This is a genomic window from Asaia krungthepensis NRIC 0535, from assembly GCF_025995175.1.
In the GTDB taxonomy this organism is placed as follows: Bacteria; Pseudomonadota; Alphaproteobacteria; order Acetobacterales; family Acetobacteraceae; genus Asaia; species Asaia krungthepensis.
This window is the reverse complement of the sequence record NZ_BAPV01000060.1, coordinates 57,189-80,965: the sequence shown is the minus strand read 5'-3', so window position 1 is coordinate 80,965 and position 23,777 is coordinate 57,189. Positions and strand designations below refer to the sequence as shown.

At 60.6% G+C, this 23,777-nt stretch carries 27 protein-coding genes; 25 read left to right on the top strand and 2 right to left on the bottom strand.

Features of this window, described 5'->3' with window-relative positions:
* Position 1 precedes the first annotated feature (1 nt).
* From lepB to gloA, 16 genes are all read left to right on the top strand, one after another.
* Complete coding sequence (lepB, locus tag AA0535_RS13780; RefSeq protein ID WP_264817200.1) at positions 2–796, top strand: signal peptidase I; 795 nt, start codon at positions 2–4, stop codon at positions 794–796.
* A gap of 9 nt (positions 797–805) precedes the next feature.
* On the top strand, positions 806–1,552 hold the full coding sequence (gene rnc, locus AA0535_RS13775; protein ID WP_264817198.1) for a ribonuclease III: 747 nt from the start codon (positions 806–808) through the stop codon (positions 1,550–1,552).
* On the top strand, positions 1,549–2,439 hold the full coding sequence (gene era, locus AA0535_RS13770) for a GTPase Era (protein ID WP_264817197.1): 891 nt from the start codon (positions 1,549–1,551) through the stop codon (positions 2,437–2,439). The genes rnc and era overlap by 4 nt, the downstream gene beginning before the upstream one ends.
* An 88-nt stretch (positions 2,440–2,527) precedes the next feature.
* Positions 2,528–3,256, top strand: a complete 729-nt coding sequence (gene pyrH, locus AA0535_RS13765) for a UMP kinase (RefSeq protein ID WP_264817196.1) — start codon at positions 2,528–2,530, stop codon at positions 3,254–3,256.
* Between the two features lie 50 nt (positions 3,257–3,306).
* Entirely contained in the window at positions 3,307–3,873 is a 567-nt protein-coding gene (gene frr, locus AA0535_RS13760) for a ribosome recycling factor (protein WP_264817195.1), read from the top strand.
* A 63-nt stretch (positions 3,874–3,936) separates the two neighbouring features.
* Positions 3,937–4,650 carry a polyprenyl diphosphate synthase gene (uppS, locus tag AA0535_RS13755; protein WP_264817324.1) on the top strand — a complete coding sequence of 238 codons (714 nt, stop codon included), beginning with the start codon at positions 3,937–3,939 and terminating at the stop codon, positions 4,648–4,650.
* On the top strand, positions 4,647–5,498 hold the full coding sequence (locus AA0535_RS13750; RefSeq protein ID WP_264817190.1) for a phosphatidate cytidylyltransferase: 852 nt from the start codon (positions 4,647–4,649) through the stop codon (positions 5,496–5,498). Before uppS ends, AA0535_RS13750 begins: the two co-directional genes overlap by 4 nt.
* 37 nt (positions 5,499–5,535) lie before the next feature.
* Positions 5,536–6,738: a 1-deoxy-D-xylulose-5-phosphate reductoisomerase gene (gene dxr, locus AA0535_RS13745; protein WP_264817188.1), complete on the top strand. Its 1,203-nt coding sequence runs from the start codon at positions 5,536–5,538 to the stop codon at positions 6,736–6,738.
* On the top strand, positions 6,731–7,816 hold the full coding sequence (gene rseP, locus AA0535_RS13740; RefSeq protein WP_264817187.1) for an RIP metalloprotease RseP: 1,086 nt from the start codon (positions 6,731–6,733) through the stop codon (positions 7,814–7,816). Before dxr ends, rseP begins: the two co-directional genes overlap by 8 nt.
* A 233-nt stretch (positions 7,817–8,049) precedes the next feature.
* Positions 8,050–10,449, top strand: a complete 2,400-nt coding sequence (gene bamA / locus AA0535_RS13735; protein WP_264817323.1) for an outer membrane protein assembly factor BamA — start codon at positions 8,050–8,052, stop codon at positions 10,447–10,449.
* 74 nt (positions 10,450–10,523) lie between these two features.
* A complete protein-coding gene (locus AA0535_RS13730) occupies positions 10,524–11,435 on the top strand; it encodes an OmpH family outer membrane protein (RefSeq protein ID WP_264817186.1) in 912 nt (303 codons plus the stop codon).
* Between the two features lie 6 nt (positions 11,436–11,441).
* Positions 11,442–12,503 (top strand): UDP-3-O-(3-hydroxymyristoyl)glucosamine N-acyltransferase, encoded by a 1,062-nt coding sequence (lpxD, locus tag AA0535_RS13725; RefSeq protein ID WP_264817185.1) that lies wholly within the window; start codon positions 11,442–11,444, stop codon positions 12,501–12,503.
* 218 nt (positions 12,504–12,721) lie between these two features.
* The gene (gene fabZ, locus AA0535_RS13720) at positions 12,722–13,141 is read left to right on the top strand and encodes a 3-hydroxyacyl-ACP dehydratase FabZ (RefSeq protein WP_264817322.1); all 420 of its coding nucleotides are present in this window, start codon (positions 12,722–12,724) and stop codon (positions 13,139–13,141) included.
* A gap of 22 nt (positions 13,142–13,163) precedes the next feature.
* The gene (gene lpxA / locus AA0535_RS13715) at positions 13,164–14,015 is read left to right on the top strand and encodes an acyl-ACP--UDP-N-acetylglucosamine O-acyltransferase (RefSeq protein WP_264817183.1); all 852 of its coding nucleotides are present in this window, start codon (positions 13,164–13,166) and stop codon (positions 14,013–14,015) included.
* A gap of 2 nt (positions 14,016–14,017) precedes the next feature.
* Positions 14,018–14,854, top strand: coding sequence for an LpxI family protein (locus tag AA0535_RS13710; RefSeq protein ID WP_264817182.1), 837 nt, complete (start codon positions 14,018–14,020; stop codon positions 14,852–14,854).
* A gap of 33 nt (positions 14,855–14,887) precedes the next feature.
* Positions 14,888–15,283 (top strand): lactoylglutathione lyase, encoded by a 396-nt coding sequence (gene gloA, locus AA0535_RS13705; protein ID WP_264817181.1) that lies wholly within the window; start codon positions 14,888–14,890, stop codon positions 15,281–15,283.
* Positions 15,284–15,331: 48 nt separating this feature from the next.
* On the opposite strand, the gene AA0535_RS13700 is transcribed toward gloA, so the two are convergent.
* Positions 15,332–15,565 (bottom strand): DUF1194 domain-containing protein, encoded by a 234-nt coding sequence (locus tag AA0535_RS13700; RefSeq protein ID WP_264817180.1) that lies wholly within the window; start codon positions 15,563–15,565, stop codon positions 15,332–15,334.
* Positions 15,566–15,711: 146 nt separating this feature from the next.
* On the opposite strand from AA0535_RS13700, the gene rpmH reads away from it, so the two are divergent.
* The 6 genes from rpmH to argB all read left to right on the top strand — a co-directional run bounded on the left by rpmH (position 15,712) and on the right by argB (position 19,925).
* The gene (rpmH, locus tag AA0535_RS13695) at positions 15,712–15,846 is read left to right on the top strand and encodes a 50S ribosomal protein L34 (protein ID WP_023978518.1); all 135 of its coding nucleotides are present in this window, start codon (positions 15,712–15,714) and stop codon (positions 15,844–15,846) included.
* A 7-nt stretch (positions 15,847–15,853) separates the two neighbouring features.
* Positions 15,854–16,195, top strand: coding sequence for a ribonuclease P protein component (rnpA, locus tag AA0535_RS13690; RefSeq protein ID WP_264817179.1), 342 nt, complete (start codon positions 15,854–15,856; stop codon positions 16,193–16,195).
* Positions 16,192–16,425, top strand: coding sequence for a membrane protein insertion efficiency factor YidD (gene yidD / locus AA0535_RS13685; protein WP_304500919.1), 234 nt, complete (start codon positions 16,192–16,194; stop codon positions 16,423–16,425). The genes rnpA and yidD overlap by 4 nt, the downstream gene beginning before the upstream one ends.
* Positions 16,426–16,564: 139 nt before the next feature.
* Entirely contained in the window at positions 16,565–18,331 is a 1,767-nt protein-coding gene (gene yidC / locus AA0535_RS13680) for a membrane protein insertase YidC (RefSeq protein WP_264817177.1), read from the top strand.
* Positions 18,328–19,005: a ribosome biogenesis GTP-binding protein YihA/YsxC gene (gene yihA / locus AA0535_RS13675; protein WP_264817176.1), complete on the top strand. Its 678-nt coding sequence runs from the start codon at positions 18,328–18,330 to the stop codon at positions 19,003–19,005. Before yidC ends, yihA begins: the two co-directional genes overlap by 4 nt.
* Positions 19,002–19,925 (top strand): acetylglutamate kinase, encoded by a 924-nt coding sequence (argB, locus tag AA0535_RS13670; protein ID WP_264817175.1) that lies wholly within the window; start codon positions 19,002–19,004, stop codon positions 19,923–19,925. The genes yihA and argB overlap by 4 nt, the downstream gene beginning before the upstream one ends.
* Here argB and AA0535_RS13665 read toward each other — a convergent pair whose 3' ends face one another.
* The gene (locus tag AA0535_RS13665) at positions 19,926–20,939 is read right to left on the bottom strand and encodes a GGDEF domain-containing protein (RefSeq protein WP_264817173.1); all 1,014 of its coding nucleotides are present in this window, start codon (positions 20,937–20,939) and stop codon (positions 19,926–19,928) included.
* A gap of 212 nt (positions 20,940–21,151) precedes the next feature.
* Between AA0535_RS13665 and dapD the strand changes: the two genes are divergently transcribed.
* Genes dapD through AA0535_RS13650 form a run of 3 tightly spaced genes read left to right on the top strand, consistent with a single transcriptional unit; the run spans position 21,152 to position 23,741 of the window.
* A complete protein-coding gene (gene dapD / locus AA0535_RS13660) occupies positions 21,152–21,982 on the top strand; it encodes a 2,3,4,5-tetrahydropyridine-2,6-dicarboxylate N-succinyltransferase (protein ID WP_264817172.1) in 831 nt (276 codons plus the stop codon).
* A 2-nt stretch (positions 21,983–21,984) separates the two neighbouring features.
* A complete protein-coding gene (gene dapE, locus AA0535_RS13655; RefSeq protein ID WP_264817171.1) occupies positions 21,985–23,115 on the top strand; it encodes a succinyl-diaminopimelate desuccinylase in 1,131 nt (376 codons plus the stop codon).
* Positions 23,112–23,741: a hypothetical protein gene (locus AA0535_RS13650; protein ID WP_264817170.1), complete on the top strand. Its 630-nt coding sequence runs from the start codon at positions 23,112–23,114 to the stop codon at positions 23,739–23,741. The genes dapE and AA0535_RS13650 overlap by 4 nt, the downstream gene beginning before the upstream one ends.
* The last annotated feature ends 36 nt before the right edge of the window (positions 23,742–23,777 follow it).

Sequence of the window (23,777 nt, the reverse complement as noted above, 5' to 3'; positions counted from 1 at the left end):
AATGACCGAAAAGACACCCGAGGCGATGTCCGCCCAGCGAAAAGAAGACACCCCTCTGGAGATCATACGCTTCGTGATCGTCTGGATCGTCGTTCTGATGACGATACGCACGCTCATTGTCGAGCCGTTCAATATCCCGAGCGCATCCATGATCCCCACCTTGCAGGTGGGCGATTATATCGCCGTGACCAAATACGATTATGGCTGGTCGCGCTTCTCGATGCCGTTTTCGCCCCCTCTTTTCGAGGGGCGTATCTGGAACACGGTCCCTCATCGTGGCGATGTGGCCGTGTTCAGATACACGCAAAACACGTCGATCGACTACATCAAGCGTATCATTGGTTTGCCGGGCGATCGCGTGCAGATGCGCGCCGGCGAACTTTACCTCAATGGAACGCTGGTGCCGCGCACATCGCTTGGCGCCTATTCGGTCATGGATGAGAACCGTCTGCCCCAGACAGGGATACGCTATCTTGAAACCCTGCCCGGCAGTGCGGGAGCGGCTCCGGTCACGCATCAGATCCTGAAACAGACCGACGAGGGTGAGCAGAATGACACCCGCGAATACGTCGTGCCGGAAGGCTATTTCTTCGCCATGGGCGATAATCGAGACAATAGCGGGGACAGCCGGTTCCAGCGCGATAACGGCTCGGATCTGGGTTATGTCCCGATGGTCAATCTGGTCGGTAAGGCGCGCTTCGTGTTCTTCTCCTACGAGGCGGTCCATCCGCTGTGGCAGTTCTGGCAGTGGCCCTTCGAGATTCGCTGGAGCCATCTCTTCGCGACGATGCACTGAGTTCGGCGCATGAGTAGCGAAAACGACATTCTGGACATCTTGCAGGAAGCGCTCGGTCATCGTTTTGCCGATCCTGCCCTCCTGCGTCAGGCGCTGACGCACCGCTCCGCCGTTTCTGCACGTCAGGGACGCCGCGCACCGCGTGGCGCGAAACCGGCAGAGACAGGATCGAACGAACGTCTCGAGTTCGTCGGGGATCGCGTTCTCGGACTCATCATGGCCGAATGGCTGCTCGAACAGTTTCCGGATGAGCCTGAGGGCGCACTGGGCCCGCGCCATGCTTCACTCGTTTCGCGTAATGCCCTGGCTCCGATTGCCGAGAGCATCGGTGTCAAGCATGCATTGCGCATTGCCGAACACGAGGAACAGGCCAATATCCGCGGGCTGGCCAATATCCAGGCTGACGCAATGGAAGCGCTTCTCGGTGCGCTCTATCTCGATGGGGGGCTCGATCCCGCCCGGCGCTTCGTTCGTGAAAAATGGAAGGATCTTCTGGTCTCCCAGATCACGCCGCCGAAGGATCCGAAGACAGCTCTTCAGGAATTCGTTCTGGCACGAGGCTCGTCCCTGCCGGATTATGAAACCCTCTCAATGGAGGGGCCCTCACATGCGCCGCGCTTTACAGTGTCGGTTTCTGCTATGGGTGAAACAGGGGAAGGCGTTGCGGGAAGCAAACGCCAGGCCGAGAGCGAGGCAGCGACTGTCCTGCTCCGGCGATTGAACCGCGGCCGCAAAGGCGCGAAGGACAGAAAATGACGACACGTTGTGGTTTCGTCGCCCTGGTTGGGGCGCCGAATGCCGGAAAATCCACTCTCATCAACCGGATGACGGGTGCCAAACTCTCGATCGTGAGTCCCAAGGCGCAGACGACACGCTTTCGTGTGCTTGGCATTCTCATGCGTCAGACCAGCCAGATTCTGCTTGTCGACACGCCGGGCATTTTCAAGCCGCGACGCAAGCTCGACCGCGCCATGGTGGCAGCAGCCTGGACCGGCTCTCAGGACGCGGATATTTCGCTCCTTCTGATCGACGCCAAGGCAGGCATACGTGAGGAGGCTCAGTCGGTCATCGACACTCTGGCCAAACAGAAGCGCCGGGTCTGGCTGGTGCTGAACAAGACGGATCTGGTCAGCGCCCAGCAACTCCTGCCGCTCACGAAGGCGATCACCGAGCAGCTTTCTGTCGAACATGTGTTCATGCTCAGTGCGCGGTCGGGCGATGGCGTCGAGGATCTGCTCGATCATCTCGCGGCCGAATTGCCAGAGGGACCCTATCTCTATCCTGAGGACGATCTGACCGATCTGCCGGATCGGCTCCTCGCGGCCGAACTCGTCCGTGAGCAGATCTTCATGCAGACCCACGAGGAAATTCCATACCAGGCAACCGTGGAGACCGAGAGTTTCAAGGAAAGGCCGGATGGTTCTGTGCGGATCGATGCCACGATCTATGTTTCCCGTCCCGGCCATAAGGCGATCCTGATCGGTGAGGGGGGGCGCAAGATACGCAGTATCGGCGAGCGGGCCCGCCTCGATCTGGGACGACTGCTCGAGCGTCCGTGCCATCTGTTCCTGAACGTGCGTGAGCGCGCGGGCTGGGATGAGGAAAAGGCCAGACTGCGGGCGATCGGGCTGGACGACGCCTGAGAAGTTCTTGTGGGGACAAGCCGCGCCCTATAAGAGAGGCGCGGGTTCTGACTTGGCCTTGACCGGGCTGTTGTGAATAGAGGATGCGATGACCGAAACTTCTGCACGCTACAAGCGCGTTCTTCTCAAGGTTTCGGGCGAGGCCCTGATGGGCAAGGGCTCCTTTGGTATCGAACCGCAGATGGTTGAGGCCATCGCCAGCGATGTAGCGGCAGTGTCGCGCAGTGGCGTTCAGGTCTGTCTGGTGATCGGCGGTGGAAACATCTTCCGTGGCGTTGCCGCAGCGGCCAAGGGAATGGATCGTGCGCAGGGCGATTATGCCGGGATGCTCGCCACGGTCATCAATGCCCTCATGATGCAGAATGCACTGGAGCGCGCCGGGATCGACACACGCGTCATGTCCGCCATTCAGATGTCGTCGATTGCCGAGCCCTACATCCGCCGCCGCGCGGTGCGGCACATGGAGAAGAACCGCGTCGTGATTTTTGCGGCGGGTACCGGCAATCCGTTCTTCACCACCGACACAGCCGCCGCCCTGCGTGCCAACGAAATGGAATGCGATGTGCTGCTCAAGGGCACGCAGGTCGATGGTGTTTATTCGGCCGATCCGCGCCGTGTTCCCGATGCCGAACGCTATGACGAGCTGTCCTACATGGACGTGCTCTCACGCGATCTGAACGTGATGGATGCTACAGCCATTTCGCTGGCCCGTGAGAACCGTCTGCCGATCATCGTCTTCAATATTCACGCGCCGGGCGCGTTCGCCAGCGTCATGCGCGGCGAAGGCCGCTTTACCCGGATTATCGAAGCGGCCTGATCCGCCCGTAACCGACACCTCCAATCTGAGACTTCGTGAAGGAGAGACCAATGCCTGCTGAGCTGAATGACCTGCTCGAAGACCTGACGCGCCGCATGGACGGGGCTATCGAGAGCCTTCGCCGTGACCTGTCCGGCCTGCGCTCCGGCCGCGCCAGCCCGAATCTGCTGGAACCGGTTCGCGTCGAGGCTTATGGCAGCGAAGTACCCCTGACCCAGGTAGGTTCCATTGCTGTACCCGAAGCCCGCATGCTGACGGTTTCGGTCTGGGATCGTGGGCTGGTGGGTGCCGTTGAACGCGCTATTCGCGATGCTGGTCTTGGGCTCAATCCTGCCGCAGATGGACAGACGGTGCGTGTGCCGATCCCCCAGCTGACGGAAGAGCGCCGCAACGAACTGGCACGCGCCGCTGGGCGCTACGCCGAGAACGGCAAGATTGCCGTGCGCAATGTGCGTCGCGATGGCATGGATCAGATCAAGACCCACGAAAAGAAGAGCGAGATCAGCCAGGACGACATGAAAGTGTGGTCCGAAGGCGTTCAGAAACTAACGGATCAATACGTCAAGAAGGTAGACGATATGCTCGCGGACAAGGAACGCGAGATCAAGCAGGTCTGATTGACGTCAGTGTCTTCCTCACGCGCTCACACTTCACCAGCGGCCGCACCCGATCTTGCTGCCATGCCACGTCATGTGGCGGTGATCATGGATGGCAATGGCCGCTGGGCGCGGGCACGTGGCAAGCCTGTCATGGCAGGTCATCGCGCCGGAGCCGAGGCGGTACGCCGCTGCGTGAAGGCGGCTATCGCGGCGGGTGTGCGTTATCTGACGCTTTATGCGTTTTCCTCGGAAAACTGGAATCGCACGGCTGAGGAAGTTTCCGACCTGACCTCACTGCTGCGCTTCTATCTCCGGCACAAGGTCGCAGAACTGCACGAACAGAATGTGAGGCTGGACTTCATCGGTGACCTGAGCCGTTTTGACGCAGGCTTACGTGCCGAAATCGAGCGCGCGCGTCTTTTGACCGCGCGCAATACTCGCCTCACGATGATCCTTGCGCTGTCCTATGGCGCGCGCAGTGACATGCTCGGTGCGGCCAAGCGTCTGGCCGCAGCAGTCCTGCGTGGCGAGATCGAGCCGGAAGCCATGCGAGAAGAGGATTTTGGCGCGTTTTTGCAGACCTCCTCCTTTCCCGATCCCGATCTGATTGTCCGCACGAGCGGCGAACGTCGTCTGTCCAATTTCCTTCTCTGGGAATCGGCCTATGCGGAACTCGCTTTTCTGGATGTCATGTGGCCTGATTTCGATGAGAGCCATTTCGACGCCCTGATGGCCGATTTCGCGCGTCGTGAGCGTCGTTTCGGCAAGCGTCTCGCTCCGGATGGCGCTCTGTGACGACGAAAACGGCCAATCCGCGCTGGTCGGACCTGAGATTGCGGCTGATCTCGGCAGCCGTCATCGTCCCGGTGGCGGTATTCTGCATCGCGATGGGCGGAGTGCCTTATCGCATCATGCTTCTTCTGGTCAGTGCCGGTCTGGTCTGGGAAGCCATGGCGATGGCGGGAGTTTCCTTCAGCGGGGCAGGGCGGTCCTGGCGTGGCTGGCTTCTGCTTTCCTGGCCCGTGATCGGGCTGGTCTGCGCCATGAAGGGCGATTGGCGCATTGCTCTGGGGCTTATCCCCGCAGCAGCACTCTTCGGGCTGGCACAGTGGCTCGGTGTGGCTGTTGCGTCGCTCGGTGGTCTTTCGCTGCTATGGCTGCGCTTGCCCGAACACGGGGCTCTGGCTGTCCTCTTTATCGTGGCGGTCGTCATTGCCAGCGATAGCGGGGCCTATATCAGCGGACGTATCTTCGGCGGTCCGAAGTTGGCGCCCCGTATCTCGCCCGGCAAGACACTGTCAGGGGCTCTGGGAGGGCTGGTCTTCGCCGGTCTGGCTGGACTTCTGGTTGCCTGGTGCGGTCAAGGCGCGGGAATGCTTGGCGGGCTCATCTGGGGAATGATCCTCGGTTGCGCCGCCCAGTCCGGAGACCTTGCTGAAAGTGCGGCCAAGCGTCGCGTAGGGATCAAGGATTCGGGCAAACTGATCCCCGGTCATGGCGGATTGCTGGACCGGCTCGATGGGCTGCTGGCCGCGGCCCCTCTTGCCGCGCTCGTGTCGCTTGCCGTTCCCGGACAGGTATTCTGGAAGGCGACCCCTTTCGCGCTCTGGTCCGCCTTCCGCCATTTCATCGTTTCATCGTAATCTGCAATATCGCATTGATCTGGAGTATCCTGGGATCATGGCTTCTTCTAAGCGCAGCATCACCGTTCTCGGCAGCACCGGCAGTATTGGCTGCTCGACGATCGATCTCCTGCTCGCCGAGCCCGATCGCTTCCAGACCCGCGCACTTGTCGGGGGGCGCAACGTGGCGCTTCTGGCTGAGCAGGCATTGTCTCTCCGCGCCGAACTGGCTGTGATCAATGACGAATCCCTGCTCCCGGAGCTCACGGAGCGTCTGAAGGGCAGTGACGTGCGCGTTGCAGGCGGTCGTCAGGCTGTGATCGAGGCCGCCGCCATGGAAGCGGACTGGACCATGGCCGCCATTACCGGGGCAGCCGGGCTGGAACCGACACTGGCCGCCACGCGCAACGGGCGGTCGATTGCCCTTGCCAACAAGGAGGCTCTGGTCAGCGCTGGCGACGTCATGCTGCGCGAGGTTGCTGCCGCCGGGGCCACGCTTCTGCCGGTGGACTCAGAGCATAACGCGATTTTTCAGAGCCTGACCGGCAGTCCCATCGAGAGCGTCGAGAAGATCATTCTCACGGCTTCGGGCGGCCCCTTCCGCTGCGCCTCGATCGAGACCATGCGGGCCGCGACGCCGGAACATGCGCTCAAACATCCCACATGGAGCATGGGCGCCAAGATCACCATCGACTCTGCGTCGATGGCCAATAAGGGGCTCGAAGTGATCGAGGCTGCCCGCATCTTCGGGCTGACGAATGACCGGATCGACGTGCTGGTGCACCCGCAATCTGCGGTTCATGGCCTTGTCCAGTTTCGCGATGGCAGCCTGATCGCACAGCTTGGCGCACCCGATATGCGTGTCCCGATTGCAAGCACACTGGCCTGGCCCGACCGTATGCAGACCAATTCGCCGCGTCTCGATCTGGCCAGTCTCGCCCGCCTTGATTTCGAAGCGCCTGATGAGGTCCGTTTCCCGGCGCTGCGTCTCGCGCGCGAGGCACTTTGTGCAGGGGCGGCGTCGCCCACAATCTTCTCGGCGGCCAATGAGATCGCGGTCGAGGCCTTCCTCAACAGACGCATCGGCTTTCTCGGCATTGGTGACACCATCGCCTATGCCATGGAGAAGCTGGGCGCACCGTCCCTCGATACGCTCGACGATGTGTTGCACTGGGACCGGGAAGCGCGTCGTGTGGCGGAGGTCTTCGTCTCGCGTGAGCGTAGCAATTCACTGAACGGTGCGGAGACGCTTCATGCATGAGTTTGCGGTGACGATTCTGGCCTTCGCCCTTATTCTCGGCGTGCTCGTTTTTGTGCATGAGATGGGGCATTACCTCGCGGCGCGCTGGCGCGGGGTGAAGGTTGATACTTTTTCCATCGGGTTCGGCCCCGCGCTTTATCGCTGGCATGATCGCACGGGTACAGAGTGGCGCGTGGCGGCGATCCCGCTGGGAGGCTACGTCAAGCCGCATGGCTTCGAGGACCCGGAGGACGCAACAGCCGAGCAGAAGGCGGCATGGGTGCCGGGTCAGACCTTCCATGACAAGCCGGTCGGCTCGCGCATGCTGGTCATTGTCATGGGGCCGGTTTTCAATTTCATTTTCGCCATCCTGCTTTTCACCGTGCTCTACGTCTCTGTGGGCAAGCCAGAGCTGAAGAACGAGATCGCCCAGGTCGCTCCCCATAGCGCCGCCGAACGTGCCGGATTGCAGAAGGGCGATGTCATCACCCGCCTCGGAACGCTGGATGTCTTCAATTTCGCGGATATCCAGGCGCATGCGGTGAAAATGCCGGGCGAACATACAACGCTCGGTATCAAACGAGGTGACAAGGATTTGAGCCTGCCGATCACGCTGGACCGCGTGGCAGGCAAGAATGGTGCGCCCGATACAGGGAGTATTGGGGTGATGGCCGAACTTGTGCCGGGCAAGCCCATGGGCTTTGGTTACGCTGTGACGGCGGGCCTGCACGAGACATGGACGGTGTCGGTTCAGACTCTGCAGGGTGTGTGGCAGATCCTCACCGGCCATCGGAGCGCCAAGGAACTGGGGGGGACGATCAGGATTGCCCAGCTTTCGGGTCAGGTGGCCCATTACGGCTTTGCGAGCATTCTTTCTTTCATGGCGCTGCTGTCGATCAATCTGGGGCTGATCAACCTATTTCCGATTCCTCTGCTCGATGGTGGCCGCCTCGTTTTTTATGTAGCCGAGGCCGTGCGTGGCAAGCCGGTGTCACGGCGCGTACAGGAGGTCAGCTACCAGGCAGGCTTTGCGATTATTGCGGCGCTGTTCCTGTTCTCGACCTTCAACGATCTTTCCAATCTCGGTCTTTTCCACTGAAAACCGCCGTTCTCCCCGCCCTTTGACACAGAGTGTTACGACACTTCATGAGGCGGGGCGCTTGCCTCAGAGGGCATAAGTCGGATACGTCCGATCTGGATATGCGAGATCAGAGGCCGTGGCTTCGTTGCGCAAATTTAAATTGTCTGAAATAAACCTTCACGTCGGGTTGATGAAGTTAAGGAACGTCCGTCTTGTCAGGTAAACGTCTCGTTCTCCTTGCTTCGGTCTGCATGCTTCCTGTTTGTTCAGGGCAGGCCGAGGCGCAGAAAACCCGCCGTCCGTCTCATCATCATGCCGCCGAGCAGCGTCCCGGCACAGGCCAGGCGATCGAGGCGATCGATGTGAAGGGCAATACGCGCATCGAGACCAGCACCGTGCTCTCCTATATGGTGGTGCAGCCCGGTGACCGGTTCAACCAGGACGATCTCGATCGCTCTCTGAAGACCCTCTACGCGACCGGCCTGTTCAAGGATGTGACGCTGCGTCGCTCGGGCAGCACCCTCGTGGTCGACCTGGTGGAGAACCCGATCGTCAACCGCATTGCCTTCGAGGGCAATCATGCGGTCAAGGACGAGGATCTGCGCAAGGAAATCAGCATGCGCCCGCGTGCGGTCTTCTCGTCGCAGGCTGCCGCCGCCGATCGCCAGAAACTGCTCGATCTCTACGCCTCCAAGGCGCGCTTTGGCGCAACGGTAACGCCGCAGATCATCAAATTGTCCCATAACCGCGTCGATGTGATCTTCAAGATCAACGAAGCGCGCCAGACGCTGATCAACAAGGTCGTTTTCGTCGGCAACAAGGCGTTCAGCGAAGCGCGCCTTGCCTCTGTTATCTCCTCGAAGGAGACGGAGTGGTATCGCTTCTTCTCCTCCTCGGATGAATACAACCCCGAGCGCGTGAAGTACGATGCCGAGCTGCTGCGTCGCTTCTATCTGCATAACGGTTATGTGGATTTCCACATGATCAATGCGACGGGCGAATTGTCCCCTGATCGCAAGAATTTCATCATTACCTTCACCGTCGATGAGGGCCCGCGCTATCGCATCGGGAAGATGGATGTGCGTTCGAGCCTGCGTCATGTCGAGGCGAAGGATCTCAAGCAGTACATCGATCTGTTCCCCCATCAGTGGTACGACGGCACGGCAATTCAGAACAACGTGACCGGTATGCAGGAGCGCCTGCAGGCGACCGGACATCCGTTCGCCATGGTGCGCTCCGAAATTGCTCGCAACCCCGAGAAGCGCATCGTCGATCTGTTGTTCGATGTGAATGAAGGGCCGCATGTGTATGTCGAGCGCATCGACATCAACGGCAACACGGTCACGAAGGACAAGGTCATCCGTCGCGCTTTGCCAATGGCCGAGGGCGACCCGTACACCCCGTTCGATCGCAAGTATTCCAAGGCCGCGCTGCAGGATCTCGGCTATTTCAGCACGGTTTCCGTGGACCAGACACAGGGCTCTGCGCCGGACAAGGTGAACGTGTCGGCGAACGTGGTCGAAAAGCCGACCGGCGAATTCTCGCTGGGTGGCGGTTACTCGACCGACGTCGGTATTCTTGGTAACGGTTCGGTCAAGCAGCACAACTTGCTTGGTACGGGCATGGATGCCGGTATCTCCGGAACGGTTGCCTATTACCAGAAGCAGGTCGATCTCTCGCTGACGGATCCCTACTTCCTCAACCGCAACATCGTGGCCGGTATCGATATTTTCGGCATCGAGAACAATTACCAGACGTATCAGTCCTATAAGGAAGGTCGTTACGGCGCCACGCTGCGTATGGGGTACTCCTATAACAACTACCTCTCGCAGTCCTGGAGCTACTCGCTGATCGATCGTCGCGTCGGCAACATCTTCAGCCAGAGCGATATCGAAAGTTATGGCTATGCGTATGTGCCGTCGTACTACGTGCAGGATTCTGCCGGATGGTCTCTGCTTTCCCAGTTGAGCACGACCCTGACCTATGATCGCCGCGATAATCGCATGCGGCCCCGCAAGGGCTACGTGCTGAACCTGAGTGGCGATTTTGCCGGTCTGGGTGGCGACGTGAAATATCTGCGTGCCAAGTTTGACGGACAATATTACCTGCCGCTGGACTCGGTCACGGGCAATCACGACTGGGGTCTGCAGTTCAAGGGCGGCGCTGGCTATATGGGCGACTGGTCCAAGAGCAGCAATGTCAGCATCATCGATAACTTCTATCTCGGTGGCGAGAACCTGCGCGGCTTCCTTCAGGGTGGTGCGGGTCCGCGTTCCGGCCATATCAATGCATCGACCCCGCAGCCTGGTCAGGAAGATCTGATCGGTGGCCGCTTCATCTACACCGCGTCTGCCCAGTTGAACTTCCCGCTGCCAATGGGTGAGGATGTCGGTATTTCGGGCCGCTACTTCGTCGATGCCGGTAGCCTTGCCGGACTGCGCGTCAAGCATCTCTATACGAATGCGGCGACCGACGGATCCAGATACACCCCGGTCACAGGCGATACGCTCACCCCGCGTGTCACCACGGGTCTGGGTATTTCCTGGAAGAGCCCGTTCGGTCTCGTGAATATCGACGCCGCCGTGCCTATCCGCAAATCGCGCAACGACCGTCTCTATCCGATCCGCTTCGGTTTCGGTCAGCAATTCTGATCTCAGCCTTACCGTCTCGCGTCATTGCCCCGGCACCGGGTGCAATGACCACCCGGTCTTGAACAGAGGTTTCCATGTCCATTTTCTCGGCAGCCCGTTTCATGGCTGCTTCGGCATTGCTCGCTTCCGTCAGCCTGCCGAGCCTTGCCCAGGCGCAGTCAGCTCAGAACTCCTCGGGTAACGGGGGCTGGTTCGTTCCCAAGACAGCCCAGCCCGCGCCCCCTCCGGCACAGCGCCAGGTCCGTCGTGTTCCCGTTGCCCAGCCTATGGCCCAGGATTCCGACGAGCCCATGCAGCAGCCGGAGACGCCGCCTGTTCTGCCGCAGCCGCCCATTCCCGACTCGCCCGACCTGCCCAAGGCCGCGCCGCCTCCGGCTGCCCTGCTTGGTGTGATCAGCATCCCGACGGTCATGCGTCTGTCGAGTGCTGCAGCCGAGGCGCAGCGCGTTCTGGGTGAGCGCCGCGATAAACTCGCTGCGGCTGCGCAGAAGGAGCAGGCTGGCTGGCGCGCCGAGCAGCAGAAGCTGCAGGAAAGCGCCCGTACGCTGACGTCCGAGCAGATTCAGCTTCGCGAGCGTCATCTTCAGGAGCGTCGCGCCAATGCCCAGCGTGATTTTGCCAATCGCGCGCGCATCATCCAGGAAGCAGCGAACGTCTCGCTCAACCAGATCGAGCGTGAACTGGTCCGGATTGTGCGTCAGGTCGCTGCGTCGCACAGCATGAATCTTGTCCTGCACAGCGAGCAGGTCGCCTTGCATGTTGACGGACAGGATATCACGGAAGAGACCGCCAAGGTCCTGAACAAGGTGCTGCCGCACGTGTTCATCCCGGCCGAAGATGTAGATCCCGAGGTTCTGGCGAAATCTGGCAAGATGCCGACGACTGCCGATGAGGATACGACGTCTCAGGTGGGACCCGGTCCTGCCGCGCAGGCGGCTCCGGCACAGCCCGAGGCAGCCCCAGCCTCGATCCTCCGGAAGCACTGAGCGATCATGACCCTGCCTGCTTCAGACGCTCTTCCGGGCGATCCCCGTTTCTTCCATCGCGAGGGGCCGTTCTCGATCGGCACCTTGGCCGAGTGCGCCGAGGCGGAGATCGTTGGGCAGGATGGGGCAGAGGATGTCATGCTGCGCGGCGTGGCGCCTCTCCAGGCAGCCACAGCGCAGGAAATCAGTTTTCTCGATAATCGGCGCTATCTGCCGCTTCTCGCGGAGACGAAAGCAGGCGCGGTAATCCTGGGTCCCGCCTTCAGGGACAAGCTACCCGAAGGCGTCGTGGGGCTGGTCAGCAAGGTGCCCTATCTGGCCTGGGCCCGCATCGCTGCGCGCTTTCATCCTGTTACGCCGGCGAGAGCCGGCGTTCATGCCACGGCATGGGTCGATGAGACGGCGCAGATCGGAGAAGGGGTCGAGATAGGGGCTTTCGCCACGATCGGTGCTCACGCGGTGATTGGCGCCCATAGTGTGATTGCCGCTCATGCGGCAATCGGCGACGGCGTCATTCTGGGAAGCCATAACCGCATCGGCACGCATGTCTCCGTGTCTCACGCCATTCTCGGTGATCGTGTGACGCTCTATCCCGGTGCACGGATCGGCCAGGACGGGTTCGGTTTCGCTATCGGGCCTGCCGGGTTCGAGACCGTGCCGCAACTCGGTCGGGTGATCCTGGAGCATGATGTGGAGGTCGGCGCGAATTCCACCATCGATCGCGGGTCGATGCGTGACACGGTGATCGGTGCGGGAACGCGCATCGATAATCTGGTCCAGATTGGGCACAATGCCCAACTCGGTCGCTGCTGTATTGTCGTATCCCAGGCCGGTATTTCGGGCTCGACCGAACTCGGCGATTTCGTGACCATTGCGGCTCAGGCCGGGCTGATCGGTCATATCAAGATTGGCGACAAGGCCCGTGTCGGTGCGCAATGTGGCGTGATGTCCGATGTCGATGCAGGCGCCGATGTTATCGGCAGCCCGGCCATGCCGTTCAGGGAGTTCTTTCGCAACGTCGCGTTCCTGCGCCGCATGGCCAAGAAAGACAGCAAAACCGAGGGCTGACCCTGCCTTTACGGAGTGTGGTCACGACTACAGAGTTTTGCTAGAAGCGGGCGGACACGTTAAACCTGCCGTCATGTCATGTGATGGATGAGGGAGCCGACCCGATCGGCCTCGCTCAGGAACAAGAAGTGAGCAGAAAATTGGACGCCTCTGCGGAAGAGAAAAACAAGGAAGTGGCAGCTAAAACCGACACGGTCGATATCGAGGCAATCGATATCATGAAGATCATGTCGGCCATCCCGCATCGCTATCCGTTTCTGATGATCGACAAGATGGTCGATATCAAGCTGGGTGAGTCGGCGACGGGCATCAAGAACGTCACCATCAACGAGCCTTTCTTCACCGGCCATTTCCCGGCGCAGCCGGTCATGCCGGGCGTGCTGATTGTCGAGGCCATGGCCCAGACTGCGGCCACGCTCGTCGTGCTGACGCTGGGTGAAGCATTCGAAGGCAAGCTCGTCTATTTCATGACAATCGAGGGTGCAAAGTTCCGTCGCCCTGTCGGCCCCGGCGACCAGTTGCATATCACAGTCGTGAAGGAGCGCGCCCGCGCCAATGTGTGGCGCTTCAAGGGTGTGGCGCGCGTCGATGGCGTCTCGGTTGCCGAGGCAACCTTCAGCGCCATGATCATGGGTTAAAAACAGCTTCGTGGATCGTTCCGTGTCAAATTGGCCCAGCACCGTCAGCATACATCCGAGCGCCCTTGTCGCCCCTGAGGCGATACTTGGCGAGAATGTCACCATCGGGCCCTGGTGTTCAGTTGGCCCCGACGTGACGCTTGGCGAGGGTGTCAGACTTCATGCCAGCGTCATTGTCGACGGGATCACAGAGATCGGCGCGCATGTCGAGATTTACCCGTTCGTAACGATAGGCCTCGCGCCGCAGGATCTCAAATATCGCGGTGAGCCGACACGCTGCGTGATCGGGGCTCATACGGTCATTCGCGAGAACGTCACCATTCACCGTGGTACGGCACAGGGCACCGCTCTGACCCGCGTTGGCGCGCATTGCCTGATCATGGCCAATGCCCATGTCGCGCATGATTGCGTCATCGGTGATGGCGTGATCATCGTGAACAATGTCGTCATGGGTGGCCATGTCGAGATCGGTGATGGTGCGCGCATCATGGGTGCCGCAGCGCTGCACCAGTTTGTGCGTATCGGGCGCGGTGCGCTGGTCGGTGGCGTATGCGGTGTTGAGGCCGATGTCATTCCTTATGGCAGCGTGCTGGGTAATCGCGCGCGTCTGGTGGGGCTGCACTGGATCTGGCTGCGTCGTCAGGGCGTGAGCGCCGAGGAGATTCAGCAGATGCGCCGCGCGTTTCGCGTCCTCTACCCGCGCACCGGTCGACAGGATGATGTTCTCGAAGCCCGGCTCGCTACCGTGAAGCGCGACTTCGCAGAAAGTGCCCGCGTTCAAGAAATCATCGGCTTCATGGAAGCCGAGAGCCGCCGTGGTCTGGTGCGCGCCGCGAGCCCCTCGCAACTCTCCGCCGACACCGAGGGCGTCTGATCATGGCCCCTGTCGGTATTCTGGCAGGGGGAGGGCCACTCCCTTTCCAGGTTGCCGCTGCGGTGCGCGAGCAGGGTGGCGACGTCTTCATCGTCGGGTTCCAGGACTTTGTCGACCTGGCCAGGATCGGCGATTGGCCGCATCGCATCATACGGCTTGCTGCGGCAGGCGAGATTCTCTCCGCCCTGCGTGAGGCGGGATGTCAGGACATTGTGCTCATTGGGCCGGTCAAGCGCCCGGCCCTGCGCGATCTGCGGCCCGACGCCGAGGGCGCGCGCCTGATGGCCCGCGTTGGTCGCGCCCTGTTTTCGGGCGATGACGGGCTGCTTGGCGCTCTTGTTCGCATTTTCGGTGAGGAGGGATTCCGGGTGAGAGGCGCCCATGAGTTCCTCACCAGTTCCCTGGGACGCCCCGGCCCGCAAGGGAAAATCCAGCCTGATGCGCTGGCCATGTCCGATATTCGGCGCGGTGTGGCCGTTGTGCGGGGGCTTGGTGCGTTGGATATCGGGCAGGGCTGTGTCGTGCAGGATAATCTGGTTCTGGCGGTCGAGGCTATCGAAGGAACCGATGCCATGCTGTCCCGCGCGGGTTCTTTGCTTCAGCCCGGCCCGGGCGGGGTTCTGGTGAAGATGCTGAAGCCCGGCCAGGAAAAACGCGCCGATATGCCAACGATCGGCCCACAGACCGTTCGCAATGCCGCAGCGGCGGGGCTGCGCGGCATTGCTTTCGAAACCGGGGGGACGCTTGTGACCGATCCTGCCGGCTGCGAGGCAACCGCAGACCGGTCGGGGTTGTTTCTCTACGGTCTGAGCAGCGTCGAATGTCAGGATGCTGACTGACCTCTGCCCTATTCGTTTTTTCGGAGAAGACCCATGGCAAGCTATCTGCATACGATGATCCGTGTTCAGGATCTCGACAAGAGCGTCACCTTCTACAAGGTTCTCGGCATGCGCGAGATCCGTCGTCGCGAAGTGCCCGACGGGCGTTACACGCTCGTGTATATGGGCTTCAACGATAATGCCCATGGTGAGGCCGAAATTGAACTGACCTTCAACTGGGATCAGGAAGGCCCCTATGAGATCGGCAACGGATTCGGCCATTTCGCGGTTGGCGTTCCCGATGCTTCGCGTACGGTCGAGACAATCCGCTCGGCAGGCGGGAAGGTTACGCGTGAGGCAGGGCCCGTGAAATTCGGCACGACGATCATTGCCTTTGTCGAAGATCCGGACGGGTACAAGATCGAGATCATTCAGAAAGACACGTTCTGACAAATCCACCGGACCTGCACCCCGATTTCGATCGGAGCGGGTCCGGCTTTAGTCTGGATAGCCGGATCTCCAGCCGGGATATCTCGAGCGTTTGAGGCGATCCGTCGCCTTGTCGAGCGCGCTCACGATCGCTGTGGCATGGCGTCTCACTGTTTCATCTGCGCTTGATGCAAGCATATCTGCGGCCAGAAGTGCAGTGGCCAAGTCGTTGCGCAAGTCGTGACGCAGGGTTTTGAGGCGCGTTTCGGCGTCGGTATGGCTCACGTCATCGCCTGACGTCATGGCTGGACTCCTTGATTTGATTGACAGCGCAGTTCCGGGCCCGTAAAAGCCCGCGCACAGAGGAAGATGGCGTCAGCCTTGTGTCGTCTTCTTGTCGGGGTGAGGCTTGAGGCTTCACCATCATTCATTGCCTGAGGAATGACGCCATGAAGCGTACATATCAACCGTCCAAGCTCGTCCGCAAGCGTCGTCACGGCTTCCGTGCGCGTATGGAAACCGTCGGTGGCCGTCGCGTCATCAACAACCGTCGCGCCAAGGGCCGCAAGAAGCTCTCGGCCTGATTCCGATTTGACGGGCCTGCCTCAGAAGCTCCGGAAGAGACCCGAATTTCTTCGGGTTGCCAGTCGGGGTCGCAAGGTAGCGACATCGGGTCTCGTGCTGCAGGTATTGAGAACCGATGACGACGCTCCGGCCCGTGTCGGCTATACGGTAACGAAGAAAGTCGGGAACGCCGTCGTGCGTAACCGTACCCGTCGCCGCCTGAGGGCGGCGTTGGCACATGTGGCGCGCGATACCGAACTGAATGCGGTCGATCTTGTCTTGATCGGTCGCGATTCGACCCGAGGACGCCCCTTCGACAAACTGATCGCTGACCTCGAAAATGCGCTCAAGAAGGGGCAGGCCCTGTGATCGCGCTTGGCAGGAAGATCGTTCTTCTCTGCCTTCTTGCCGCCTTGCACGTGTATCGTCGCTATATCAGCCCGCAACTCGGCAATAATTGCCGGTTTCACCCCTCATGCAGTGCTTACGCACAAGAGGCCCTGGTAAAACACGGCGTGGCCAGGGGAACATGGCTCACGATACGACGCCTGTTACGGTGCCATCCCTATTGTCCCGGGGGATTCGATCCCGTGCCGTGAGGGCGGAAAACATCGAAATCTGCCGCTCCCTATTGTTTTGTGCACCGAATTCGGTCACTTCAACGGCTGCAACCATGGCGTCTCGCCCTGGCATGCGACCTTACTGTTTCATCCTCATGGAAAGACCGGCATTCGGCTGATGGATATCAAGCGCATCCTCGTGGCAACCAGTCTCTCGGCCGCGATCTTGATCGGTTTCGATTATTTCGTGCCCCAGCACGCTAAGAAAGACGCCGAGACCCAGACCACCGAGCAGACCCAGGGCAAGACGCCCGAGGCTGGCAAAGTTTCTGCCCTGCCTGTGGCGGCACCCGGTGGCGCCCCGGCCAATGGTGCGGCGGTTCCGGCTGGGCCGGCTGGGCGTATCGCCATTGAAGGGCCGGATGCTACGGGCTCGTTCAGCCTGCGCGGCGCGCGTTTCGATAATTTGGTGCTGACGCATTATTTCGAGACGCTCGACAAGAATTCCCCGCTGGTCCGTCTGCTCGAGACAAGCGAAGGTCCCCAGCCAAGCTTCGTGGAACTGGGCTGGCAGGCTCCTGCAGGCTCGACCCTCAGGCTGCCCGATGCCAACACGGACTGGTCGAGCGACGACAAGACGCTTGCGCCCGATCATCCGGTTTCCATGCAGTGGGACAATGGACAGGGCCTTCTCTTCCGGATCGAGATCAAGCTCGACCGCCGCTACCTGTTCGCCATCACCCAGAGCGTCGAGAACAAGGCTGGAGCGCCTGTAGCGCTGACGCCGTTCCAGCGTGTCGAGCGCGATTACAAGCCTGTCGAAACCGGCGGTATGATCGTTCAGGAGGGCCCGCTTTCGGTCATGAATGACCGACTGGACGAGGAATCCTACAAGACCATGCGCAAGGGTGCGGCCAAGCCGGACAACACCGCATGGTCGGCTGACGGCGTGGGCGGCTGGGCCGGTATTACCGATAAATACTGGCTGACCGCCGTGATTCCCGATCAGAAGGCCGGGGTGACGGTGCGCTATCGTTTCGTGCCGAATGCCAAGGAAGGGTCGTATATCGTCGACACGCTGGCAAGCCAGCCGATCCAGATCGCACCGGGCTCCAGCGTCGCGACAACGAGCATGGTCTTTGCCGGCGCGAAGGAGGTCAACCTCCTCGACCAGTACACGGACGACCTTCATATTCCCTATTTCTACAAGGCCGTGGATTTCGGATGGTTCGCGTTCCTGACGCGCCCGATGTTCCATGTGCTGCACTGGCTCTACAGCCATGTCGGCAATTTCGGTATCGCGCTGCTGATCATGACGCTGATCATCAAGCTGATCCTGTATCCGCTGGCGACGAAGTCGTTTGCGTCCATGGCCCGCATGCGCACGCTTGCGCCGCGCATCCAGTCCATTCGCGAGCATAACAAGGGCGATCAGTTGGCTCAGAACCAGCAGATCATGGCGCTTTACAAGGAAGAGGGTGTGAACCCGGCCGGTGGATGTCTGCCGCTGCTGGTTCAGGCGCCTGTCGCGTTCTGTCTGTACAAGGTGCTGAATATCACCATCGAGATGCGTCATGCGCCCTTCTATGGCTGGATCCGCGATCTCTCCGCGCCCGATCCGACCACCATCTTCAACCTGTTCGGTCTTCTGCCCTTCAGCACTGGCTTCATGCCTGAAATGTTGCATGTGGGTGTATGGCCGATCCTGTTCGGTATCACCATCTGGCTGATGCAACGTCAGAGCATGGTCAGCATGGACCCTGCCCAGCAGAAGATCATGCAGTTCATGCCGATCATCTACACGGTCTTTCTAGGCCGTCTGTCGGCGGGTATCGTCATCTATTACACCTGGAACAACATCCTCAGCTATGGCCAGCAGAAGCTGATCCAGATGCAGATTGATCGTGGCCAGAAAAAGGGCGGAAAGGCCGTCAGCAAGTCGTGAGCCAGAAAGAAGATCCGACAGTTTTCACTGAGGAGCAGGTCGAGGAGGGACGCCTGCTCTTCGCGTCGGAATGCGAGTTTTTCTTCGGCGCGCAGAAGCTCGACCAGTTGCCTCCCCTTGCGGGTCCCGAGGTGGCTTTTGCCGGTCGCTCCAATGTCGGCAAGTCGAGCCTGATCAACGCGCTTACCGGGCGCAACAGGCTGGCTCGCGCTTCCTCGGAGCCGGGACGCACCAAGCAGCTCAACTTCTTCAATCTTGGCGGTCGCCTCGCTCTGGTCGACATGCCCGGTTACGGCTTTGCGAAGGCGGCAAAATCGGTCAAGGAAGAATGGCAGACGATGATGTTTGCCTATCTCCGCGGTCGCCCCACGCTTGCGCGGGTTTTCCTCCTTCTCGACTCCCGTATCGAGCTGAAGCAGGCTGATCGCGATGTGATGGTGATGCTGGACCGCGCCGCCGTCCTGTTTCAGGTCGTACTCACCAAGGCGGACTCAATGGGCCCGAACAAGCTCAAGGCCAAGATTGCCGAGGTAGAGGCCGTTTTGTCGAAGCACGCTGCTGCTTATCCGCATATCGCCACAACCAGCAGTGAGACAGGGCTGGGCATCGAGACATTGCGTGCGGAAATCGCCCGGCTGATCGCCGGTGCGGCACCCGAGGGGATGCAGGGATGACAAAGGATCTTTCTGAACTGACGCTGCCGGACATGAATGACGAGGGACAGCAGCAGGCGGCTCTTCTCGCCAGCGCCCTGCCGTTCCTGCGTCGCTACGCCGGGGATACGATTGTCGTAAAATATGGCGGTAACGCCATGGGCAAGGATCATCTGTCCAGCGCCTTCGGTCGTGACATCGCTCTGCTGAAGCTGGTGGGGATCAATCCCATCGTCGTCCACGGTGGCGGTCCCCAGATCAGCGCCATGCTCAAGCGCCTGAACATCGAATCGCGCTTCGTCGATGGGCTGCGCGTGACGGATCAGGCCGCGATTGAAGTGATCGAAATGGTGCTCTCCGGGAGCGTCAACAAGCAGGTGGCCGATCTGATCAATCGGGCCGGGGCGCTTGCGGTCGGGATTTCAGGCAAGGATGGCGGGCTGCTTCAGGCACGCAAACTGATGCATGTCAGCCGGGATGCGCGCTCAGGCACTGATGAGCCTCAGGATCTCGGCTTCGTTGGCGAACCCGTCAAAATCGACCCACGGGTCCTGTTCTCGCTTCTCGGCTCCGGCCTCATTCCCGTCATTGCGCCCGTGGGCGTGGGGGACAAGGGAGAGACGTACAACATCAACGCCGACACAGCTGCAGGGGCAATTGCGGGCAGCGTCAATGCCTCGCGTCTGTTGATGCTGACCGATGTTGCGGGTGTGCTGGATGAAAATGGCAAGCTCATTCCGGAGCTCACCGCCGACGAGGCACGTCGTCGCATTGCCGATGGGTCGATTTCAGGGGGCATGATTCCCAAGGTCGAGACATGCCTGGCGGCTGTGAAGGCAGGCGCCAGCGCCGCTGTCATCCTCGATGGACGTGTCCCTCATGCGTGTCTGCTCGAGCTTTTCACCCATAAGGGATCAGGCACGTTGATCCGCGCTGCCTGATCAGGCGCTTTCGTGGGCGAAATACCAGTCCACGTTTTCTTCCTGTGCAATCGAGAGGGCGAGCCTCGCTCTCTCGAAGAACACATCGAGTGAGTCGGTCGATCCGGGTTCCCGGGTCACAAGTCCGATCTTCACGGATACGAGCGGGTTGGCCCCGGCTGAGCACAGATATTTGCGGCGACAGATCTGCTCGGCGCGTTCGACTGAGGCAAAGCGGTCGCCGCCATCGAGCCACAGAACATAGCTCTCCCTGTCGAGTTGCCCGATCAGATCGGTCGGGCGTATGGCTCGCTGAAGAAAGCTGATCGCATCGCGCACATGAGCAATCTGCTCCACAGCCTCCTCGGCTTCGACGATGTCGCTCGTCGTATGCAGCAGACCTGAAAAGCAGACAAGCATCAGGGTAGCGGGAAGCTGCTCGTGATCGAGCCTAGCGAAACGCCTATCGACTTTCTCGCGGAAAAGGCTCCAGACTGGCAGATGGGTGAGGGGATCGAAAGGAAGGGCACGTAGAAGCGCCCTATAGCGGTGATCGACCTCAATCATTGCTGCTGCAGTCTGGACAAGTGTTTCCAGAACCCGACGGCACGCAGCGGCAGCGCGTTTCGGAAAACTGCGGCGGAAATAGATGATCAGCCCGATCTCCCCCTGATGGCGAATTTCGGCAATGGCCCGGAGACAGAGAGTCGTCGCCGTCCGTTCCTCACGTGAGCGCGGATCGCGCCCGGGCTGATGCGACGGCCATGCATGCAGGATATGCAGTTGCGCCTCGGTTGGTTGCGGGATGACCAGAGGACCTGAACTCATGATGAGCGCACGCTCCGGACGTGTTTCCCGGCAGAACTGCTCGAAGGCGAGTTTCAGCCCGTCAGAGACGGAAATAGATGACCTCAGTGTCTCGAGCAGGCCCGCCATGAATCCGGCCTCCCTCCGGGCGGTCCATCTCGCGCGTCCGAGTGGCGGCAGATGGGATGAGACTGAGCGCATGAGGCCGGAAAAAGAAACGTCCATCATGGTCGATCCCGAAAGGCAGAAATGGCTCTTCCCCGCCGTCGCGGCTGGGAATGTGCCTGCACCGGTCATAGCCCGATGGCGGATGGCCGAGACTATAGGCCGTGGTATTTAATTACTCCTTAACGGATCGTTTCAGGAAGATTCGTTGACTTCCGGGAGCGTCCTGAGCATGGTCCGCTCACCTGAGTAACCCTGTTAAAGGATGGCTGATAATGCCTGTTTCCGATCTGCGCACCGTGATCGACTCCCTGTGGGAGCGTCGTGATACGCTCAACGCTCACACGGAAGGTGAGGCGCGCGAGGCGATCGAACAGGCTCTGACATCTCTCGACGAAGGCAAGCTGCGTGTGGCCGAACCCAGCGAGAATGGCTGGGTGGTGCATGAATGGCTGAAGAAGGCCGTTCTGCTTTCTTTCCGTATCACCGATAGCCGGGTGGCCGAACGCGCCTGTGGCGGCGTTCCGGGCTTCGACAAGGTGCCGCTCAAGTTCGATGGCTGGGACCAGTTCCGTTTTGCCGAGGCTGGTTTCCGTGCAGTGCCGGGCGCGATTGTGCGTCGTTCGGCCTATATCGCACCGGGTGTGGTGCTGATGCCCAGCTTCGTCAATGTCGGCGCCCGCGTCGATAGCGGCACGATGGTCGATACCTGGGCCACGGTCGGCTCCTGCGCCCAGATTGGCAAGAACGTGCATATCAGCGGCGGTGCCGGTATTGGCGGTGTGCTCGAGCCGCTTCAGGCAGCTCCCGTGATCATCGAGGATGATTGCTTCATCGGCGCGCGCTCTGAAGTGGCCGAGGGCGTGGTGGTCGAACGCGGCTCTGTGCTGTCGATGGGCGTGTTCATCGGGGCTTCCACAAAGATCGTGGACCGTGCGACGGGCGAGATCTTCATGGGCCGCGTTCCAGCCTATTCTGTGGTCGTCCCCGGCACACTGCCCGGTCGCACCCCCGATGCACCGCATCTGGCCTGTGCCGTGATCGTCAAGCGTGTCGACGAGCGCACGCGTTCCAAGACCTCGATCAACGAATTGCTGCGCGACTGATCGTGACGATCGACGTCGTTTCCCTGGCGGAGCAGCTCATCGCCTGTCGCTCCGTCACACCGGCCGATGACGGGGCCATGGAACTCCTGACCCGCACCCTGGTGGGGCTCGGTTTCACCGTTGATCGGGTGGACTCCGGCCCTGCAGGTGCCGAGACGCCCAATCTGTTTGCCCGGATGGGCGAGGGCGGACCGCATCTGTGTTTCGCCGGTCATACCGATGTCGTTCCCCCCGGTCCGGGCTGGGTGCATGATCCGTTCGGCGCCCAGCGCGCAGAGGGAATGCTCTACGGGCGTGGTATCGCCGATATGAAGGGTGGCATTGCCGCCTTCATCGCGGCGGTCTCCGCCCTGCAGGCCGAGCGGCCCCTCAAGGGTTCGGTCAGCCTTCTGATCACGGGGGATGAGGAAGGCCCTGCACAGCACGGAACGAAGGTTGTCCTGCCATGGATGCAGGAGAGGGGGCAGATCCCCGATTTCTGCCTTCTGGGCGAGCCGACCAACCCCGATGCCTTGGGCGAGGTGATCAAGATCGGCCGACGCGGCAGCCTGAACGCCCTGATTACGGTCGATGGCGTTCAGGGCCATGTGGCTTATCCGCACCTGGCCGATAATCCGATCCACCGCCTTCTGCCGATCCTGAGTGCACTGACCATGCGTGTGCTGGATGAGGGTAACGACCATTTCGCACCGTCATCGCTTCAGGTAGTGAGTGTTGATGTGGGGAACACGGCCACAAATGTGATCCCGAGCCAAGCGATCGCGCTGCTCAATATCCGCTTTAATACCGAGCATCGCGGCGAGGACCTCGTGGCATGGATACGCGGCTGCGTCGCAGACCATGCACCCGATGCGCGTGTCGAGGCGAGCATCAGCGGAGAGGCATTCCTGACAGAGCCCGGCCAAGCTGTGAGTGCACTCTCGGCGGTCATTTCGCGCCACACGGGGCGCATGCCGAGGCTCGATACCGGCGGCGGCACCTCCGATGCCCGTTTCATCGCCTCTTATTGTCCCGTAGCCGAGTTCGGTCTTGTGGGCGCCACCATGCACAAGGCGGATGAATGTGTGGCCATTGCCGATCTGCGGGCATTGACCCTTATCTATCGTGATTATCTCGAGGCATTCGGACTGTGACACCTGGCTCCGCTAATCAGCCCGACACTCCGGCTTCATCTGCCACGCGTATCATCCGCGGGGTGATGCAGCTTGGACGCGGCGACAAGCTCGGTATCGCGGCTTTTCGCAACACGCCGGAAGCATTGCTGGCTGCAATTGCTCCCAGCGCTGCGCTTTTCATCGTGCTGGCGCTGTCCACCTTCGTCCAGGGCTATAATTCCACCGAGATTACCAAGGTTCTCATCCTGGTTTCGGCGCTTCTGACCCGGCTTGTCGTCTCCCAGTATGCGGCGCGCTTCTGGTCACGCGAGGCACTATGGCCGCGCTATGCCACAGCCCTGCTCTGGAGCAGCTGGCTGCCCATGGTCCTGTCGCTGATTGTGATCTGCGTCATGCAGCTTCTGATGCCAGGCATGGCGACATCGCGACCGGCGTTGGCCGGGGTGATGATCGGCGTCGAGCTTTACGAGCTCTGGCTGGCCTGGTTCGTCGCCCGCGCCGGTCTCAATATTTCCGGAGGCAAGGCCGCCCTTCTGGTGGTGCTTATCAACGGGGCTGTCGCGGCGCTGTATCTGATCGCAGCACTTCTTCCGCCCCATTACAACGCGTTGAAGGAAATCATGGGACCGTTGCCCAAGCCTTGAGGGTACATTTCCCGCCTGCGCCAGCATTGGCTGGAT

Coding starts and splice junctions, on each gene's coding strand:
- lepB (WP_264817200.1), top strand. CDS start 2: ATGACCGAAAAGACACCCGAGGCGATGTCCGCCCAGCGAAAAGAAGAC.
- rnc (WP_264817198.1), top strand. CDS start 806: ATGAGTAGCGAAAACGACATTCTGGACATCTTGCAGGAAGCGCTCGGT.
- era (WP_264817197.1), top strand. CDS start 1,549: ATGACGACACGTTGTGGTTTCGTCGCCCTGGTTGGGGCGCCGAATGCC.
- pyrH (WP_264817196.1), top strand. CDS start 2,528: ATGACCGAAACTTCTGCACGCTACAAGCGCGTTCTTCTCAAGGTTTCG.
- frr (WP_264817195.1), top strand. CDS start 3,307: ATGCCTGCTGAGCTGAATGACCTGCTCGAAGACCTGACGCGCCGCATG.
- uppS (WP_264817324.1), top strand. CDS start 3,937: ATGCCACGTCATGTGGCGGTGATCATGGATGGCAATGGCCGCTGGGCG.
- dxr (WP_264817188.1), top strand. CDS start 5,536: ATGGCTTCTTCTAAGCGCAGCATCACCGTTCTCGGCAGCACCGGCAGT.
- rseP (WP_264817187.1), top strand. CDS start 6,731: ATGCATGAGTTTGCGGTGACGATTCTGGCCTTCGCCCTTATTCTCGGC.
- bamA (WP_264817323.1), top strand. CDS start 8,050: ATGCTTCCTGTTTGTTCAGGGCAGGCCGAGGCGCAGAAAACCCGCCGT.
- AA0535_RS13730 (WP_264817186.1), top strand. CDS start 10,524: ATGTCCATTTTCTCGGCAGCCCGTTTCATGGCTGCTTCGGCATTGCTC.
- lpxD (WP_264817185.1), top strand. CDS start 11,442: ATGACCCTGCCTGCTTCAGACGCTCTTCCGGGCGATCCCCGTTTCTTC.
- fabZ (WP_264817322.1), top strand. CDS start 12,722: ATGAAGATCATGTCGGCCATCCCGCATCGCTATCCGTTTCTGATGATC.
- AA0535_RS13710 (WP_264817182.1), top strand. CDS start 14,018: ATGGCCCCTGTCGGTATTCTGGCAGGGGGAGGGCCACTCCCTTTCCAG.
- gloA (WP_264817181.1), top strand. CDS start 14,888: ATGGCAAGCTATCTGCATACGATGATCCGTGTTCAGGATCTCGACAAG.
- AA0535_RS13700 (WP_264817180.1), bottom strand. CDS start 15,565: ATGACGTCAGGCGATGACGTGAGCCATACCGACGCCGAAACGCGCCTC.
- rpmH (WP_023978518.1), top strand. CDS start 15,712: ATGAAGCGTACATATCAACCGTCCAAGCTCGTCCGCAAGCGTCGTCAC.
- yidC (WP_264817177.1), top strand. CDS start 16,565: ATGGATATCAAGCGCATCCTCGTGGCAACCAGTCTCTCGGCCGCGATC.
- argB (WP_264817175.1), top strand. CDS start 19,002: ATGACAAAGGATCTTTCTGAACTGACGCTGCCGGACATGAATGACGAG.
- AA0535_RS13665 (WP_264817173.1), bottom strand. CDS start 20,939: ATGATGGACGTTTCTTTTTCCGGCCTCATGCGCTCAGTCTCATCCCAT.
- dapD (WP_264817172.1), top strand. CDS start 21,152: ATGCCTGTTTCCGATCTGCGCACCGTGATCGACTCCCTGTGGGAGCGT.